The organism is Caulobacter sp. GW821-FHT12A07 (assembly GCF_058807655.1).
Genome location: NZ_JBXAQX010000018.1, coordinates 17813 through 33490 on the forward strand (window position 1 = coordinate 17813; position 15678 = coordinate 33490).

Annotated in this window: 26 protein-coding genes and 1 pseudogene; 4 read left to right on the forward strand and 23 right to left on the reverse strand. The window is 65.9% G+C overall.

Annotated elements, in window-relative coordinates:
• Nucleotides 1-58 precede the first annotated feature (58 nt).
• On the reverse strand, nucleotides 59-1318 hold the full coding sequence (locus tag AC1RRS_RS24285) for an alkaline phosphatase family protein (RefSeq protein WP_492857436.1): 1260 nt from the start codon (nucleotides 1316-1318) through the stop codon (nucleotides 59-61).
• Between the two features lie 161 nt (nucleotides 1319-1479).
• Between AC1RRS_RS24285 and AC1RRS_RS24290 the strand changes: the two genes are divergently transcribed.
• The 4 genes and pseudogenes from AC1RRS_RS24290 to AC1RRS_RS24305 all read left to right on the forward strand — a co-directional run.
• On the forward strand, nucleotides 1480-2382 hold the full coding sequence (locus tag AC1RRS_RS24290) for an ABC transporter ATP-binding protein (protein ID WP_487289618.1): 903 nt from the start codon (nucleotides 1480-1482) through the stop codon (nucleotides 2380-2382).
• A complete protein-coding gene (locus tag AC1RRS_RS24295) occupies nucleotides 2372-3178 on the forward strand; it encodes a DUF2705 family protein (protein ID WP_492857437.1) in 807 nt (268 codons plus the stop codon). Before AC1RRS_RS24290 ends, AC1RRS_RS24295 begins: the two co-directional genes overlap by 11 nt.
• Complete coding sequence (locus tag AC1RRS_RS24300) at nucleotides 3175-3822, forward strand: hypothetical protein (protein ID WP_492857438.1); 648 nt, start codon at nucleotides 3175-3177, stop codon at nucleotides 3820-3822. Before AC1RRS_RS24295 ends, AC1RRS_RS24300 begins: the two co-directional genes overlap by 4 nt.
• Nucleotides 3823-3870: 48 nt before the next feature.
• Nucleotides 3871-3978: pseudogene (locus AC1RRS_RS24305) on the forward strand (hypothetical protein); the annotation flags it as partial.
• A 91-nt stretch (nucleotides 3979-4069) separates the two neighbouring features.
• On the opposite strand, the gene rplQ reads toward AC1RRS_RS24305, so the two are convergent.
• The 22 genes from rplQ to rpsS all read right to left on the reverse strand — a co-directional run bounded on the left by rplQ (nucleotide 4070) and on the right by rpsS (nucleotide 15675).
• On the reverse strand, nucleotides 4070-4483 hold the full coding sequence (gene rplQ, locus AC1RRS_RS24310; RefSeq protein ID WP_110119927.1) for a 50S ribosomal protein L17: 414 nt from the start codon (nucleotides 4481-4483) through the stop codon (nucleotides 4070-4072).
• Between the two features lie 190 nt (nucleotides 4484-4673).
• On the reverse strand, nucleotides 4674-5690 hold the full coding sequence (locus tag AC1RRS_RS24315) for a DNA-directed RNA polymerase subunit alpha (protein WP_101715822.1): 1017 nt from the start codon (nucleotides 5688-5690) through the stop codon (nucleotides 4674-4676).
• Nucleotides 5691-5763: 73 nt separating this feature from the next.
• Nucleotides 5764-6153 carry a 30S ribosomal protein S11 gene (rpsK, locus tag AC1RRS_RS24320; protein ID WP_058348453.1) on the reverse strand — a complete coding sequence of 130 codons (390 nt, stop codon included), beginning with the start codon at nucleotides 6151-6153 and terminating at the stop codon, nucleotides 5764-5766.
• A 13-nt stretch (nucleotides 6154-6166) separates the two neighbouring features.
• Nucleotides 6167-6535, reverse strand: a complete 369-nt coding sequence (gene rpsM / locus AC1RRS_RS24325) for a 30S ribosomal protein S13 (RefSeq protein WP_110119926.1) — start codon at nucleotides 6533-6535, stop codon at nucleotides 6167-6169.
• A 172-nt stretch (nucleotides 6536-6707) separates the two neighbouring features.
• Nucleotides 6708-7277, reverse strand: coding sequence for an adenylate kinase (locus AC1RRS_RS24330; protein WP_492857439.1), 570 nt, complete (start codon nucleotides 7275-7277; stop codon nucleotides 6708-6710).
• A gap of 120 nt (nucleotides 7278-7397) precedes the next feature.
• Entirely contained in the window at nucleotides 7398-8753 is a 1356-nt protein-coding gene (gene secY / locus AC1RRS_RS24335; protein WP_487289611.1) for a preprotein translocase subunit SecY, read from the reverse strand.
• A 283-nt stretch (nucleotides 8754-9036) separates the two neighbouring features.
• Complete coding sequence (gene rplO, locus AC1RRS_RS24340) at nucleotides 9037-9522, reverse strand: 50S ribosomal protein L15 (protein WP_110119923.1); 486 nt, start codon at nucleotides 9520-9522, stop codon at nucleotides 9037-9039.
• A gap of 151 nt (nucleotides 9523-9673) precedes the next feature.
• Nucleotides 9674-9859 (reverse strand): 50S ribosomal protein L30, encoded by a 186-nt coding sequence (rpmD, locus tag AC1RRS_RS24345; protein WP_099579521.1) that lies wholly within the window; start codon nucleotides 9857-9859, stop codon nucleotides 9674-9676.
• 3 nt (nucleotides 9860-9862) lie between these two features.
• Nucleotides 9863-10468, reverse strand: coding sequence for a 30S ribosomal protein S5 (gene rpsE / locus AC1RRS_RS24350; protein WP_110119922.1), 606 nt, complete (start codon nucleotides 10466-10468; stop codon nucleotides 9863-9865).
• A 10-nt stretch (nucleotides 10469-10478) separates the two neighbouring features.
• The gene (gene rplR, locus AC1RRS_RS24355; protein WP_487289608.1) at nucleotides 10479-10829 is read right to left on the reverse strand and encodes a 50S ribosomal protein L18; all 351 of its coding nucleotides are present in this window, start codon (nucleotides 10827-10829) and stop codon (nucleotides 10479-10481) included.
• A gap of 3 nt (nucleotides 10830-10832) precedes the next feature.
• A complete protein-coding gene (rplF, locus tag AC1RRS_RS24360) occupies nucleotides 10833-11366 on the reverse strand; it encodes a 50S ribosomal protein L6 (RefSeq protein WP_110119920.1) in 534 nt (177 codons plus the stop codon).
• Nucleotides 11367-11384: 18 nt separating this feature from the next.
• The gene (gene rpsH / locus AC1RRS_RS24365; RefSeq protein ID WP_110119919.1) at nucleotides 11385-11783 is read right to left on the reverse strand and encodes a 30S ribosomal protein S8; all 399 of its coding nucleotides are present in this window, start codon (nucleotides 11781-11783) and stop codon (nucleotides 11385-11387) included.
• A 10-nt stretch (nucleotides 11784-11793) separates the two neighbouring features.
• Nucleotides 11794-12099, reverse strand: a complete 306-nt coding sequence (rpsN, locus tag AC1RRS_RS24370) for a 30S ribosomal protein S14 (RefSeq protein ID WP_110119918.1) — start codon at nucleotides 12097-12099, stop codon at nucleotides 11794-11796.
• 22 nt (nucleotides 12100-12121) lie between these two features.
• On the reverse strand, nucleotides 12122-12679 hold the full coding sequence (gene rplE, locus AC1RRS_RS24375) for a 50S ribosomal protein L5 (protein WP_487289607.1): 558 nt from the start codon (nucleotides 12677-12679) through the stop codon (nucleotides 12122-12124).
• Nucleotides 12672-12986, reverse strand: a complete 315-nt coding sequence (gene rplX / locus AC1RRS_RS24380) for a 50S ribosomal protein L24 (protein ID WP_110119916.1) — start codon at nucleotides 12984-12986, stop codon at nucleotides 12672-12674. The genes rplE and rplX overlap by 8 nt, the downstream gene beginning before the upstream one ends.
• A complete protein-coding gene (rplN, locus tag AC1RRS_RS24385; protein ID WP_058348440.1) occupies nucleotides 12986-13354 on the reverse strand; it encodes a 50S ribosomal protein L14 in 369 nt (122 codons plus the stop codon). Before rplN ends, rplX begins: the two co-directional genes overlap by 1 nt.
• A 19-nt stretch (nucleotides 13355-13373) precedes the next feature.
• Nucleotides 13374-13613, reverse strand: a complete 240-nt coding sequence (rpsQ, locus tag AC1RRS_RS24390) for a 30S ribosomal protein S17 (protein ID WP_101715813.1) — start codon at nucleotides 13611-13613, stop codon at nucleotides 13374-13376.
• Between the two features lie 10 nt (nucleotides 13614-13623).
• On the reverse strand, nucleotides 13624-13815 hold the full coding sequence (gene rpmC / locus AC1RRS_RS24395; protein WP_110119915.1) for a 50S ribosomal protein L29: 192 nt from the start codon (nucleotides 13813-13815) through the stop codon (nucleotides 13624-13626).
• A gap of 5 nt (nucleotides 13816-13820) precedes the next feature.
• The gene (rplP, locus tag AC1RRS_RS24400) at nucleotides 13821-14252 is read right to left on the reverse strand and encodes a 50S ribosomal protein L16 (protein ID WP_109455088.1); all 432 of its coding nucleotides are present in this window, start codon (nucleotides 14250-14252) and stop codon (nucleotides 13821-13823) included.
• A 12-nt stretch (nucleotides 14253-14264) separates the two neighbouring features.
• Entirely contained in the window at nucleotides 14265-15014 is a 750-nt protein-coding gene (rpsC, locus tag AC1RRS_RS24405; RefSeq protein WP_110119914.1) for a 30S ribosomal protein S3, read from the reverse strand.
• Entirely contained in the window at nucleotides 15014-15394 is a 381-nt protein-coding gene (rplV, locus tag AC1RRS_RS24410) for a 50S ribosomal protein L22 (protein ID WP_058348435.1), read from the reverse strand. The genes rpsC and rplV overlap by 1 nt, the downstream gene beginning before the upstream one ends.
• A gap of 2 nt (nucleotides 15395-15396) precedes the next feature.
• Nucleotides 15397-15675, reverse strand: coding sequence for a 30S ribosomal protein S19 (rpsS, locus tag AC1RRS_RS24415; protein ID WP_012285669.1), 279 nt, complete (start codon nucleotides 15673-15675; stop codon nucleotides 15397-15399).
• Between the last annotated feature and the right edge of the window lie 3 nt (nucleotides 15676-15678).

The following is a 15678-nucleotide window of genomic DNA, read 5'->3' on the forward strand; positions in this document are numbered from 1 at the left end:
ACGCAATTATCTGAGCAAGAGAAAAGGGCGAGCCTTCCGACCCGCCCTTGCCTTTCGATCAGCGCAGCGCGGCCTTCACCGGGGCCAGTTCGCCGTCGACCTTTTCCGGCTTCACGCCGATCACCTTGGCCAGCAGCGGATAGACGTCGACATTGTCGAACACCGGCAGGGTCTTGCCCGACTTGAACGACGGGCCGCTGGCGATGAACACCGCGCGCATCAGCGGGTCGGCGTTGTCGTAGCCGTGAGCCCCGCCGTCGCGCATCTCGCCGCCCTCGCCCTCGCGCTTCTTCTGCGAGGCGGCGGTGGTGATGTACCAGCCGGTCTGGGCCGAGCAGACGATCGGGCCGATGCGGCGGTTGGTTCCGTAGTGCAGCCGGGCCGGGATCCTGGCCTTTTCCCAGCAGCTCATGTGCGGGTGCGGCTTGACCAGGGCGGTGGTGACCGCGGCCTCCTCGCCGGGCTTGGGATAGATGCTGGCGATGGCGCCGAGGCCGACGTAGCGCAGCTTGGAGAGGTCGACGCTGTCGTCCAGCACCACGCGCTGGCTGGCCGGCAGCGGGGCCATGCCGTGGTCGGCGACGATGATCAGGTTGGTGCGGTCATAGAGGCCGCGGACCTTCAGCCCCTCGACTAGGCGAGCGATGGCGACGTCGACGTCGGCCGACGCCTTGCGGACCTCGGCCGAGTCCGGGCCGTACTTGTGGCCGGCGCTGTCGACGATGTCGAAATAGAGGGTGGCCAGGCCCAGCGGCGCGTCCTTGGTCTCGTCCAGCCAAGACAGCAGGGTGTCGACGCGGTCGTTGGAGAGCTTCTTCTGGTCGAACACCGCCCACTTGGTGGGCCGCACGCCAGCGATCTCGGCTTCAGAGCCCGGCCAGAACATGGTGCCGGCGCGCACGCCCTGCTTCTCGGCCGAGGTCCAGATCGGCGTGGCCATGCTCCACCAGCGGGTGTCGGTGACGGCGTCGTGGTTGGAGAGGGTGAAGGTGACGCCCGGGATCTCCGGGTCCTCCATGGTGTTGCTGACGATGCCGTTGTGGTCGGGGCGCATGCCGGTGACCAGGGCGTAGTGGTTGGGGAAGGTCAGCGACGGGAACGAGGGCCGCATGGCCGCCCGCACGCCGCCGTCGGCCAGGGCCTTCATCGCCGGGGTGTCGCCGCGGTCGAGATAGTCGGCCCGGAAGCCGTCGATCGAGACCAGGATGGTCAGGGCGGGCTTGGGCGGCGGCGCCTGCGCCGTCTGACGGGGCGCGGTGGCGCAGCCGGAGAGAACAACGATCGCCAGAAGTGCGGCGAAACGGGAAAGCACGGTCATGGCCAGGCCCTGAAGCGAAGACTTCCGCCCCTATAGAACAGCTTGGCGACAATTCGTATTGCTGGCGCCAAACAACTTGGCCGACCGGCGTTTCCGCGCCCATAGTCGCGCCAAGTTCATAAGGGAGAGTCGCCGATGCCGCCGAGCCGGGACCGCGCCGCATGAGTTTCGCGCTGGAGGCCGAGGGGCTGACCAAGACCTACGGCGCCGTACGGGCGCTGGACGACCTGACCTTGAAGATCCCCGCCGGCGGCGTGTTCGGCGTTCTGGGGCCCAATGGCGCGGGCAAGAGCACCCTCTTCCGCATCGCCATGGGCCTGGTGCGTCCGACCTCGGGCGTGGCCCGGCTGTCGGGCGCGCCGGCCGGCCACGCCTCGTCGCTGCGCCAGGTGGGCGCGATGATCGAGACGCCGCGTTATCCGCCCTACCTGACCGCCCGCGACGCCCTGAAGATGCTGGCCCTGCAGAGCGGGGCCGCCGACGCCGACATCGGCGGCTGGCTGGAACGCGTGGGCCTGGCCGAAGCGGCCGACCGCAAGACCTCGACCTTCTCGGTGGGCATGAAGCAGCGGCTGGGCCTGGCGGCGGTGTTCTTCACCCGCCCCTCGCTGGCCATTCTCGACGAGCCGACCAGCGGCATGGACCCGGCCGGCATCCAGGAGATCCGCGAGTTGATCCGCCGCCTGGCCGCCGAGGAAGGCGCGACCATCATCCTGGCCAGCCACCAGCTGGACGAGGTGCGACGCGTCTGCGACCGGGTGGCGATCCTGTCGAAGGGCAAGCTGGTCGCCGAAGGTCCGGTCGAGACCCTGGCCGGCCGCAAGCCCGCCCTGCGCCTGGTCGCCAGCCCCGTGGCCCAGGTGCTGGAGGTGCTGGGCGACCAGGGCCGCGCCGACGGCCCCGACGCCGTTCTGGCCCAGATCGAGCGCGGCGAGGCCCCTGCCCTGATCCGCGCCCTGGTCGGCGCCGGCGTCGACATCCACGAAGCCCGCTGGCGCGAGGCCGACCTGGAAAGCGCCTATCTCGACATCCTGCAAGCCAAGGAGCCGGCCGATGCTCGTTGACGCCCTCGCCGCCGAGCGCTTCCGGCTTCTGAAGGACCGCGGCACGGTGTTCTGGGGCGTGCTGTTCGCGCCCATCGCCGGCCTGGTGCTGACCATCGGCGGCGAGCTGTTCGCCCGCCGGCTGATGAAGGGCGCGCCGCCCATTCCGGTCGACCTGGTGGGACGGATGGTCAAGGCCCTGGCTGGCGGCGCCTCGCCGGTCATGGGGCTGTTCGTGCTGATCCTTTCGGCGGCCGTGCTGGCCGGCGACTATCGCTGGGAGACCTGGCGCCTGCTGACCCCGCGCAACGGCCGGGTCAACCTGCTGCTGGCCAAGCTGGCGACGGCGGCGATCGCGGTGGCGGTCAGCCTAGTGCTCTACGCCCTGGCGGCGGCCCTGGGCGGCCTGTTCAGCGCGGCGACCAGCGGCGGGGCCTTCGTGGCCTATCGCGGCGAGGCTTTGACCGACCTGGCCGGAACCTTCGCCATCAGCTGGCTGCAGCTGGTGGTGCTGGTCGCCCTGGCGGCCCTGGTGGGCGTGGCCACGCGCTCGACCATGGCCGCACTGATCGTGGGCCTGGTGTTCGCCGCCGCCCAGTCGATGGTCGCCACCTGGATGCACGAGCCGAGCCTGAAGGCCCTGCTGCTGCCGGCCTTCTCGGGAGACCTGCTGAAGACGGCGCTGCTGCAGGACCGCAGCGTCGTCGACGAGCCCCTGCCCTGGGCCAAGGCACTGGCCTTCCTGCTGGCTTGGGCGATCGGCCTCTCGGCGGCGGCTCTGGCGCTGTTCCAGCGGCAGGATCTGACGCGCGAATGAGGGCGGCTCTCATTGTCCTGACCGTGGCGGCCCTGGCCGGCTGCGCGAGCGCGCCGTCGCGCGAGCCGGACTTCGTCCTGTCCGAAGCTCAGCAGAAGCTAGCCTTCGCAGGCGCCGTCTTTCAGGCGATGGCGAAGGAAGAGGCGATGGGCTTCGAAGTGCAGCCCGCCCCCACGCCGAGCGCCTGGCGCCCGGCCCCCTGCCGCCTCACCTCGATCACCGATGTCGCGCTCTGCCGCGAGACCAGCCGGCTCTATCGTGACTGGCGGACCGCCGACGTCCGCTATGTTCGAGGGGCCGGCAATTCGGGCTGGGCGTTGTTCAACGGGACCTACGAGACCGTCGCCGGCCGCTATCGCCTGGCTTCCGACGCCCAGGGCGAACACGTGAGCCTGTGCTGGGAGCGCGACGCCCTGACCTGCGAGACGGTGCTGGGGCCGCGCATCGACCAGTACGGCGGGAACGATCGCTATGTCGTCATCGCCCGTCGCGACCTGCCCGACGAGACGCCGCGCTTCTACTACGTGGAGGCGGCCAAGGACGGCCCGGGCACGGTGCACGGCCCGCTGACCGCCAGCGCCTTCACGCGCGAGAAGCTGATGCTGGCCCTGCCGGAGTTCGACGGGATCATCGTCAGCCGTTGAGCGGCCCCGGGCTTCAGACGCCCCCTCTCCCATAGGGAGAGGGCCGGGGTGAGGGGTTACGGCGCCTGACGGAGCGCCGGCACATCGTCCAACCTCGTAACCCCTCCCCCTCCCACCGCTTCGCGGCGGGCCCCTCCCTCTCCCTCTGGGAGAGGTTTTTGAGAGCCTCCGCCCCCGGCCCCAGACAGCAAAAAGGCCCCGGATCGCTCCGGGGCCTTTTCGTTTCAGCCTATGAGGCCGAGATCTCTTAGTCTTCGGCTTCGTTGACGTAGACCGGACCCGAGTCCTTGCCCTTCTCCGAGACGTCGCGATCGACGAACTCGATGACGGCCATCGGGGCGTTGTCGCCGTAGCGGAAGCCGGCCTTCAGGACGCGGATGTAGCCGCCCTGACGGTCCTTGTAGCGCGGACCGAGCACGGCGAAGAGCTTGCCGACTTGTTCGACGTCGCGGACCGAGCTGATGGCCTGACGACGAGCGTGCAGGTCGCCGCGCTTGGCCAGGGTGACCAGCTTTTCGACGATCGGGCGCAGTTCCTTGGCCTTCGGCAGGGTGGTGACGATCTGCTCGTGCTTGATCAGCGAAGCCGACATGTTGGCGAACATGGCGGTGCGGTGAGCCGAGGTGCGGCCGAGTTTGCGGTGGGCGTAACCGTGACGCATTGGGTATCTCCTGGGCTCTTGGCCCGAGCGGCGCGTAAGAAGCGCCTGTTGTCACCAGTCCCAGCTCGCATCCCGGCCGGGTCACAACGAAGCGCCGGGGCCCTCCACCGCAGAGCGGCTTCAAAAGGCCCAGGCCGCCCTTCGACCTCATGGAGGACAAAGAGCGGCCCGGATTCAGCGCGATAGTGTCTTAGATCTGGTCGTCGAACTTCTTGGCCAGGTCTTCGATATTTTCCGGCGGCCAGTTCGGCACGTCCATGCCGAGGTGCAGACCCATGCCGGCGAGAACTTCCTTGATCTCGTTCAGCGACTTGCGGCCGAAGTTCGGGGTGCGGAGCATCTCGGCTTCGGTCTTCTGGATCAGGTCGCCGATGTAGACGATGTTGTCGTTCTTCAGGCAGTTGGCCGAACGGACCGACAGTTCCAGCTCGTCGACCTTCTTGAGCAGAGCCGGGTTGAACGGCAGCTCGGGCTTCGACTCGTCCGCGGCCTTGGCCTTGGGCTCTTCGAAGGTGATGAAGATCTGCAGTTGGTCCTGCAGGATGCGGGCGGCGTAGGCCACGGCGTCCACCGGAGTGACGGCGCCGTTGGTCTCGACTTCCAGGGTCAGCTTGTCACGGTCCAGGCGCTGGCCTTCGCGGGTCGGCTCGACCTTGTAGGCCACGCGCTTCACCGGCGAGTACAGGGCGTCGACGGCGATCAGGCCGATCGGCGCGTCTTCCGGACGGTTCTGGTCGGCCGGGACGTAGCCCTTGCCGGTGTTGACCGTGAATTCCATGCGCACCGAGCCGCCCTCGTCCAGCGTGCAGAGCACGTGGTCGGGGTTGAGGATCTCGATGTCGGCCGGGGTTTCGATCTGGCCAGCGGTGACCGGACCGGCGCCCGAGGCGCGCAGGGTCATGCGCTTGGGGCCCTCGGCGTGCATGCGCACGGCGAGTTGCTTGATGTTCAGAACGATGTCGACGACGTCTTCACGAACGCCCTCGAGCGAGGAGAACTCGTGCACCACGCCATCGATCTGGATGGCGGTGACGGCGGCGCCTTGCAGCGACGAGAGAAGAACGCGACGCAGGGCGTTGCCGAGCGTCACACCGAAACCGCGCTCGAGCGGTTCGGCGACGATGCGGGCCTTGCGGCTGGCGTCGGCGCCGGTTTCGATCTGCGGCTTCTCAGGACGGATCAGCTCGTTCCAGTTTCTTTCGATCACGTGGTGTCCCTTGAACGCGACTCGCCGGCCGCGTTTGACGCAGCCGGCGAAGGAGAATTGGATCTAAAAAATACTAGACGCGACGACGCTTGGGCGGACGGCAGCCGTTGTGCGGGATCGGCGTGACGTCGCGGATCGTCGTGATGGTCATGCCGACGGCCTGCAGAGCGCGCAGAGCCGACTCACGACCCGAACCCGGACCCGAGACGTTCACTTCCAGGGTCTTCACGCCGTGTTCCGCAGCCTTCTTGCCCGCGTCTTCGGCGGCCATCTGAGCGGCGTACGGGGTCGACTTGCGCGAGCCCTTGAAGCCCATCATGCCGGCGCTCGACCAGGAGATGGTGTTCCCCTGGGCGTCGGTGATGGTGATCATGGTGTTGTTGAACGAGGCGTTCACGTGCGCCACGCCCGAGGTGATGTTTTTGCGTTCGCGCTTTTTAACGCGACCCGGTTCCTTGGCCATCGGTCAGGCTACCTTACTTCTTCTTGCCGGCGATCGGCTTGGCCGGACCCTTGCGGGTGCGGGCGTTCGTGTGGGTGCGCTGGCCGCGGACCGGCAGGCCCTTACGGTGACGCAGGCCGCGGTAGCAGGCCAGGTCCATCAGACGCTTGATGTTCATCGAGTTTTCGCGACGGAGGTCGCCTTCCACGGTGAACTCACGGTCGATCGTCTCGCGGATCTGCAGGACTTCCGCGTCGGTCAATTGATTGACGCGACGGGCGTCCTCGATGCCCACCTTCGTGACGATGTCACGAGCGGACTTCGGGCCGATGCCGTGAATGTACTGAAGCGCGATGACAACGCGCTTGTTCGTCGGGATGTTGACGCCTGCGATACGGGCCACGTCTAATGTTCTCCTAGTCACGCACCAAAGACGCGAACGGCGCGCTCGGCCCGATCCGAAGACCCAGACCGACGCGCACAGATCGCGCCCTTTCGCGGAAGCGCCCCGTTATAGGGATAGTTGCGCATCCGTCAATGGCGGAATCCGCTCAGGGAACGGATTCCGTTAAAAGTCACGCCACGACCGAAAGGGCCGCGTCGATCGCTCCGGCGACCGCTTCCACGGTCCCCATGCCGTCGACCGCAACCAGCTTGTTCTGCGCACGATAGTACGGCAGCAGCGGCGCGGTGTCGGCGTTGTAGCGGGCCAGACGGTTCACGAAGGTTTCGGGGTTGTCGTCAGACCGCCCCTGCTCCGCGTATCGCTTGGTGATCCGCTCGATCAAGGCTGGCTCGTCTACTTCGAGTCGCACGACGGAGTCGATCTTCTGGCCACGCTTGGCCAGCATCACGTCCAGAGCCTCGGCCTGAGCGACCGTGCGCGGGAAGCCGTCGAAGATCGCGCCGCCGGCGGCCTCGGCCTCGGGCAGGCGCTCTTCGATCAGAGCGATGACGATTTCGTCGGTGACCAGGTCGCCACGGTCCAGCACGTCCTTGACCTTCAGGCCGAGCTCGGAGCCCGAGGCGATGGCGGCGCGCAGCATGTCGCCGGTCGAAAGCTGGACCATGCCGCGCTGTTCGACCAATCGCTTGGCCTGGGTGCCCTTGCCCGCCCCGGGAGGGCCAAACAGGATCAAGTTCATATAAGCCCCTTTACGCGTTTCCCAGGGTCTGACGCCCTCTCTTGGTCAGACCTAGAATGCGTACAAAGAAAACGGAAGCCGGATTGTCACAATCCGGCTTCCGACGGTTTCACACCTGCGTCAGCGACCGCGGCCGCCCCGCAGCTTCGACTTCTTGATCAGGCCCTCGTACTGGTGCGCCAGCAGGTGGGACTGGATCTGGGCGACGGTGTCCATGGTCACCGTCACGACGATCAGGATCGAGGTGCCGCCGAGGGCGAAGTTCTTGTTGCCAAGAGCGCCCATCAGGATCTCGGGGAACAGGCAGACGGCCGTGATGTAGGCCGCGCCGATCACCGTCAGGCGGGTCAGCACATAGTCGAGATATTCGGCGGTGCGCTTGCCCGGACGGATGCCCGGCAGGAAGCCGCCGTACTTGCGCAGGTTCTCGGCCGTCTCGTCCGGATTGAACACCACCGAGGTGTAGAAGAACGAGAAGAAGATGATCAGGCCCGCGTAGCAGAGCATGAACAGCGGCTGGCCGTGCTGCATGGCGCCGACCACGGACGGCAGCCACTGGCCCCAGCTGGGCAGGTTGGCCGGGTTCAGGAACTGCATGGCGGTCGTCGGCAGCAGCAGCAAGCTGGAGGCGAAGATCGGCGGGATGACGCCCGCGGTGTTGATCTTCAGCGGCAGGAAGGAGCTGTCGCCCCCGACCATGCGGTTGCCCTGCTGGCGCTTGGGATAGTGCACGAGCAGGCGGCGCTGCGAGCGCTCCATGAACACGATGGCGAAGATCACCGCCACGGCGAGCACGAAGATCACCAGGAGCGGGAAGTAGTTGCCGGTGTTCTGGGCGGTGACGAACAGCTGGCCAAGGCCGCGCGGCAGGGCCGCGACGATGCCGGCGAAGATGATCAAGCTGACGCCGTTACCCACGCCGCGGCTGGTGATCTGCTCGCCCAGCCACATCAGGAACAGGGTGCCGCCGGTCAGCGAGACCACGGTCGACAGGACGAAGAACCAGCCCGGCAGGTCGGAATAGACCAGGTTCGGCTGGCTCTGCAGGCCGACGGCGATCGAGAACGACTGCACCAAGGCCAGGATCACCGCCAGGTAGCGGGTGTACTGGTTGAGGGTCTTGCGGCCGGCTTCGCCGCCTTCCTTCTTCAGCTTCTCCCACGGCGGATACACCGAGCCCATCAGCTGCACGATGATCGAGGCGCTGATGTAGGGCATCACGTTCAGCGAGAAGATCGCCATCCGCTCGACGGCGCCGCCCGAGAACATGTTGAACATGCCCAGGATGCCCTTCGACTGGCCCGCGAAGGCGCTGGCGAAGGCGTCCGGATTGATGCCCGGGATCGGCACGTAGGTGCCCAGGCGGTAGACCACCAGGGCGATGAGCGTAAACCAGATGCGCTTGTGAAGTTCGGTGGCCTTCTGGAAGGACCCGAAGTTCATATTGGCTGCGAGCTGTTCGGCGGCCGAGGCCATTCAATTCCCCACGACGAGAACGCGACCGGCCGTCTTCAGCGACGGACGCGGAGCGCGCTCCAAGTATTGGACGGGGCCTGGCCGAAGCGCCGGAGGAATCGCCGGTCGCTGGGCGTAGGCCCCAGTGCGGAGCCACACATAGGTGAGGCTCGCCGTGATGTCACGGCGAGCCTCGAAAGAACGTCATCCCGATGGGGCTTTATGGCGGACTGGTGCGCGAACGCCCCTCCCCGCCTGGGCTCCCGCGCGGTCCGACAAGACCGCCCGGGATGACACTGTGGTCTTAGGCTTCGGCTTGCGCCTTGGCCTTCTTGGTCACGGTGACCGAACCACCGGCCGCTTCCACGGCCTTGATGGCGGCGTCGGTGGCCGAGTAGACGGTCAGCTTCAGAGCGGTCTTGATCTCGCCCTTGCCCAGCAGCTTCACGCCGTCGAGTTCGCGACGGATGACGCCGGCGGCGATCAGGGCGGCCGCGTCCAGCTCGGCGCCGGCCTTCAGCTTGCCGGCTTCGACGGCTTGTTCCAGGCGCCACAGGTTCACTTCAGCGAACTCGAGACGGAAGGGGTTGTTGAAGCCGCGCTTCGGCATACGCATGTGCAGCGGCATTTGACCGCCTTCGAAGCCGTTGATGGCGACGCCCGAGCGCGCCTTCTGGCCCTTCACACCGCGACCGCCGGTCTTGCCCTTGCCCGAACCCGGGCCGCGGCCGACGCGCATGCGGCCCTTGGTGGAGCCGGGGGCCGGAGCCAGATCGTTCAGCTTGGTCATATGTGCCTCTCCTTGGAGATCTGCGCCCGGCCGCCAGGCCGGACTCGGCGTTGAAATTCTTGGCGAAGCCCCGCCCGAGAAGACGGAGCTTCAAACGAAAGCCACCCCGGTTTTCACCGGGGTGGCGATCTTGGGTCGTCGTGTAACAGACTTACTCGACGATTTCCAGCAGGTGCGCGACCTTACGGATCATGCCGCGGACCGACGGGGTGTCTTCCAGCGTGGACGTGCGGCCCAGCTTGTTGAGACCCAGACCGGCGAGCGTGGCGCGCTGGTCCTTTTCGCGACGGATCGGGCTGCCGGTTTGGCGGACCGTGACTTGCTTAGCTTCAGCCATGACTTAGCCCTCGATAGCGTCCGGAGCCGAAGCTCCGTCGGCGCGGCGGCCGAGGATGTCGCCGACCTTCTTGCCGCGCTTGGCGGCGATCTGGCGGGGCGACGATTGAACCTTCAGGGCCTCGAACGTGGCGCGAACCATGTTGTACGGGTTCGAGGAACCCGTCGACTTGGCCACGACGTCCTGGACGCCCAGGGTTTCGAGAACCGCGCGCATCGGACCACCGGCGATGACGCCCGTGCCCGGAGGGGCAGCGCGCATCATGACCTTGCCAGCGCCCCAACGGCCAGCGCCGTCGTGGTGCAGGGTGCGCGACTCGCGGAGCGGGACGCGGATCATGGTCTTCTTGGCTTCTTCGGTCGCCTTGCGGATGGCTTCCGGCACTTCACGCGCCTTGCCATGACCGAAGCCGACGCGGCCCTTTTGGTCGCCAACGACCATCAGAGCGGCGAAGCTGAAGCGACGGCCGCCCTTAACGGTGGCGGCGACGCGGTTGATGTGGACGAGCTTTTCGACGATGTCGCTGTCGACCCGCTCTTCGGGGGCGTTGCGGTCGCGACGGTCACGGCGTTGACCGCCTTCACCGCGCTGTTGGTCACCACGAGCCATTGTGTTTCCCTTAGAAGTTCAGGCCGGCTTCGCGCGCGGCGTCGGCCAGGGCTTTCACCCGTCCGTGGAAGATGTAGCCGCCACGATCGAAGACGACGTCCTTGACGCCCTTTTCGATCGCGCGCTCGGCGACGAGCTTGCCGACGGCGGCGGCCGCGTCCTTGTCCGCGCCCTTGCTGTCGGCTTCCAGAGTGGAAGCCGACGCCAGGGTCACGCCGCGTTCATCATCGATGACCTGGGCGTAGATGTTCTTGGACGAACGGAAGACCGACAAGCGCGGACGGCCATTGGCCAGCGACTTGAGACGGGTGCGGTTGCGCTGAGCGCGACGCACGGCGGATTCGCGAGGTGAGAGCGCCATGGCTTACTTCTTCTTGCCTTCCTTGCGGCGAACCTTCTCGCCAGCATAACGCACGCCCTTGCCCTTGTAGGGCTCCGGCGGACGAATGCGGCGGATCTTCGCGGCAATCTCGCCGACCGCCTGCTTGTCAGAGCCGGCGATCTTGATTTCGGTTTGCTTCGGCACGGCGAACGTGATGCCGGCCGGGGCCGGGACGTCCACATCGTGGCTGAAACCGAGCTGGAGGCTCAGGGCGGTGCCCTTCATGGCCGCGCGGTAACCGACGCCGACCAGCTCGAGGGTTTCCTCGAAGCCGGCGGTGACGCCGTGCACCATGTTGGCCACCAGGGTGCGGGACAGGCCCCACATCGCCTTGGCGCGCTTGGTATCGTCGCGAGGAGTCAGCGAGAGCTCGGAGCCCTCTTGCTTGATCTCGATCTCGTCGGCGATGGTCCACGACGACTGACCCTTGGGGCCCTTCACCGTGACCGTCTGGCCTTCGAGCGTCAGGGTGACGCCCGAGGGGATTGCGACGGCTTTCTTACCGATACGTGACATGCTCTTTCCCTCCCGCGCCTAGTAGACGCGGCAGAGGACTTCGCCGCCGACGTTAGCGTCGCGAGCAGCGGTGTCCGACATGACGCCCTTCGGCGTCGAAAGGATCGAGATGCCCAGGCCGTTCTTGATCGGCTTGAGGTCCTTGATCGACGAATAGACGCGACGGCCAGGCTTGGACACGCGGCTGATCTCGGCGATCACGGGCTCACCGTCGAAGTACTTGAGCTCGATCTCGAATTCGGGGAACGCACCGGGCTTCTCGACGAGCGAGTAGCCGCGGATGTAGCCTTCGTCGGCCAGCACGTCGAGGACGCGGGCGCGCAGCTTGGAAGCCGGCGTCGAGACCTTGGAGCGCTTGCGCGTGGCGGCGTTCTTGATGCGAGCGATCAGGTCGCTCAGGGGGTCGTTCATCGACATATGATCGTCCTCACCAGCTCGACTTGACGAGACCGGGGATCAGGCCCTGCGAGCCCAGCTCGCGGAGCGCAACCCGGCTCATCTTCAGCTTGCGGTAATAGGCGCGCGGGCGGCCCGTGACTTCGCAGCGGTTGCGGATGCGAACCGGCGACGACGAGCGGGGCAGCTTCGCGAGCTTCAGGCGAGCTTCGAAGCGTTCTTCGAGCGGCAGGGTCTCGTCGTTGGCGATCGCCTTCAGCGCGGCGCGCTTGTCGGCGAGTTGCTTGACGAGAGCCTTGACGGCTTCGTTGCGGTTGACGGCGCTTTTCTTGGCCATGTGCTTTTCCCTTCCCGCTCTCTTAGTTGACGAACGGGAACTGGAATTCCTTCAGGAGAGCCTTGGCTTCCTGGTCGGACTTCGCAGTGGTGCAGACGATGATGTCCATGCCCCAGATCTGTTCGATCTGGTCATAGTTGATTTCCGGGAACACCAGGTGCTCCTTCAGGCCCATGGCGTAGTTGCCACGGCCGTCGAAGCTCTTGCCGTTCAGGCCGCGGAAGTCCTTCACGCGCGGCAGCGCGATCGTGACCAGGCGGTCCAGGAATTCGAACATCCGGTCCTTGCGGAGGGTCACCTTGGCGCCGACCACCATGCCTTCGCGCAGCTTGAAGCCGGCGATGGACTTGCGGGCCTTCGTGGCGACCGGCTTCTGACCGGCGATCGCCGTCAGATCCTTGATGGCCGTCTGGACCTTCTTGGAGTCAGCCACCGCCTCGCCGACGCCCATGTTCAGGACGATCTTGTCCAGCTTGGGGATCTGCATTTCGTTGGTGTAGCCGAACTGCTCCTTCATCGCGGCTCGGATGCGCTCGCGATAAACGGTCTTCAGCCGGGGCTCGTAAGCTTGATCAGCCATTGATCACCTCGCCGGTCGTCTTGGCGACGCGCACCTTCTTGTCGCCTTCGATCTTGAAGCCGACGCGGGTGGGCTTGCCGTTGGAATCCACGATGGCGACGTTCGAGACGTGCAGCGCGGCTTCCTTGTGCTTGATGCCGCCCTGGGGGTCGGCTTGGGTCGGCTTGGTGTGGCGGGCGACCATGTTCACGCCCTCCACGACAACCCGGTTTTCCTTCGGCAGGACTTGGGACACAGCGCCTTGCTTGCCCTTGTCCTTGCCGGCCAGAACGACGACGCGGTCGCCCTTCTTGATCTTAGCAGCCATTACAGCACCTCCGGCGCGAGGGAGATGATCTTCATGTGGTTCTTGGCGCGCAGTTCGCGGGGAACCGGGCCGAAGATCCGCGTGCCGACCGGCTCGCTCTGCTTGTTGACGATGACGGCCGCGTTCTTGTCGAAGCGGATCATCGAACCGTCTTTGCGCTTCAGGCCTTGGTTCACGCGAACCACGACGGCGCGCAGAACGTCACCCTTCTTCACGCGACCGCGCGGGATGGCTTCCTTCACGGAGACGACGATGACGTCGCCAACGCTGGCGTAGCGACGGCCTGCGCCGCCCAACACCTTGATGCACATGACCCGGCGAGCGCCAGAGTTGTCGGCGACGTCCAGGTTAGTTTGCATCTGGATCATGGTTTAGACCTTCCAGATATTAAGCCGAAGCCTTGGGAAGCACTTCCCAGGTCTTCAGCTTGGACTTCGGAGCGCACTCGACGATGCGAATGGTTTCGCCCGTCTTGTACACATTGGCTTCGTCGTGCGCGTGGTACTTCTTAGAGCGGCGCACGATCTTCTTCAGAAGGGGGTGGACGATGGTGCGTTCCACCTTCACCACCACGGTCTTGTCACCCTTGTCGGAGACGACGACCCCTTCGAGGATACGCTTGGGCATATCGTTCTCCTTAAGCCGCGGCCTTGGCGCGCAGCACGGTCTTGATCCGCGCGATATCCTTGCGGATTTCGTTGACGCGGTGGGTCTTCTCGACCTGGCCCGTCGCACCTTGGAAGCGCAGGTTGAACTGCTCCTTCTTCAGGGTCAGCAGGGTTTCGGCGAGCTGATCGGGGGTCATGCCCCGGATGTCGGCGATCTTCATGAGCCTCAAGCCTCCACGGCCACGCCCGCGTCGAGGCGGGTGACCACACGAGTGCGGATCGGCAGCTTCGCCGCGCCGAGGCGCAGCGCTTCACGCGCGACATCGTCCGGCACGCCGTCGATTTCGAACATGATGCGGCCGGGGGCCACGCGAGCGGCCCAGTAGTCGACAGCGCCCTTGCCCTTACCCATCCGGACTTCAGCGGGCTTGCCGGTGACCGGCACGTCCGGGAAGATGCGGATCCAGACGCGGCCTTGACGCTTCATCTGGCGGGTGATGGCCCGACGAGCAGCTTCGATCTGGCGAGCCGTGATGCGCTCCGGCTCAACGGCCTTAAGGCCGTAGGAGCCGAAGTTCAGCAGGGTGCCGCCCTTCGAAGCGCCGTGGATACGGCCCTTGAACTGCTTGCGGAACTTGGTTTTCTTCGGTGACAGCATAGCGCTCTATCCTTAGTCCCGATTGCGACGGCCGCGGTCGCCGCGGTCCGAGCGATCGCCGCGCTCACGTCCGCCGCCTTCGCCGGCCGGGCCGGATTCAGAAGCGAGACGCTTGTCCAGCGCCATCGGGTCATGCTCCAGCACTTCGCCTTTGAAGATCCAGGTCTTCACGCCGATGATGCCGTAGGTGGTCTTGGCTTCCGCGAAACCGTAGTCGATGTCGGCGCGCAGCGTGTGCAGCGGCACGCGACCTTCGCGGTACCATTCCATGCGGGCGATTTCCGCGCCGCCGAGGCGGCCCGAAACGTTGATCCGGATGCCCTTGGCGCCGAGGCGCACGGCGGACTGGATCGAACGCTTCATGGCGCGACGGAAGGCGATCCGGCGCTCGAGCTGCTGAGCGATCGACTCGGCGACCAGCTGAGCGTCGGTTTCCGGCTTGCGGATCTCGACGATGTTCAGGTGGACGTCGCCTTCGGTCATCACCGAGAGGTCCTTGCGGAGCTTCTCGATGTCAGCGCCCTTCTTGCCGATGATGACGCCCGGACGGGCGGCATAGATCGTGACGCGGCACTTCTTGTGCGGACGCTCGATGATGATCCGCGAAACGCCGGCTTGATACAGGCGCTTCTTCAGCATCGTGCGGACCGCGAGGTCCTGGTGCAGCAGCTTGCCGTACTGGGCGCCGTCGGAGAACCAACGGCTGTCCCAGGTGCGGTTCACGCCGAGCCGCAGCCCGACCGGATTGACTTTCTGACCCATCAGGCGGCCTCACCCAGTTCGCGGACCACGATGGTGATCTCGGAGAACGGCTTTTCAACGCGCGTGGCCCGACCGCGAGCACGCGGCGAGAAACGCTTCATCACCAGGTTCTTGCCCACATAGGCCTCGGACACGACCAGCGAGTCGATGTCGAGGTTGTGGTTGTTCTCGGCGTTGGAGATCGCCGAGTACAGCGCCTTGCGGACGTCCTGGGCGATGCGCTTGTGGCTGAATTCGAGCTCGTTCAGAGCGCGCTGGACGTTCAGGCCACGGATGGACTGAGCGACCAGGTTCAGCTTGCGGGCGCTGGTGCGCAGGGTGCGCACCTTGGCCATCGCCTCAACGCCTTCAAGGCGGCGAGCTTGCTTTTGCTTGGCCATGATTACTTCCTCTTGGCCTTCTTGTCGGCGGCGTGGCCGGGGAAGTTACGGGTGGGAGCGAACTCACCGAACTTCATGCCGACCATGTCTTCCGACACGGAGACCGGGACGTGCTTTTGGCCGTTGTGGACGCCGAACACCAGGCCGACGAACTGCGGCATGATGGTCGAACGACGCGACCAGGTCTTGATGACGTCCTTGCGGCCCGACGCGAGAGCGGCGTCGGCCTTCTTCAGGAGGTACCCGTCGACAAACGGGCCTTTCCAGACGGAGCGGGTCATGGC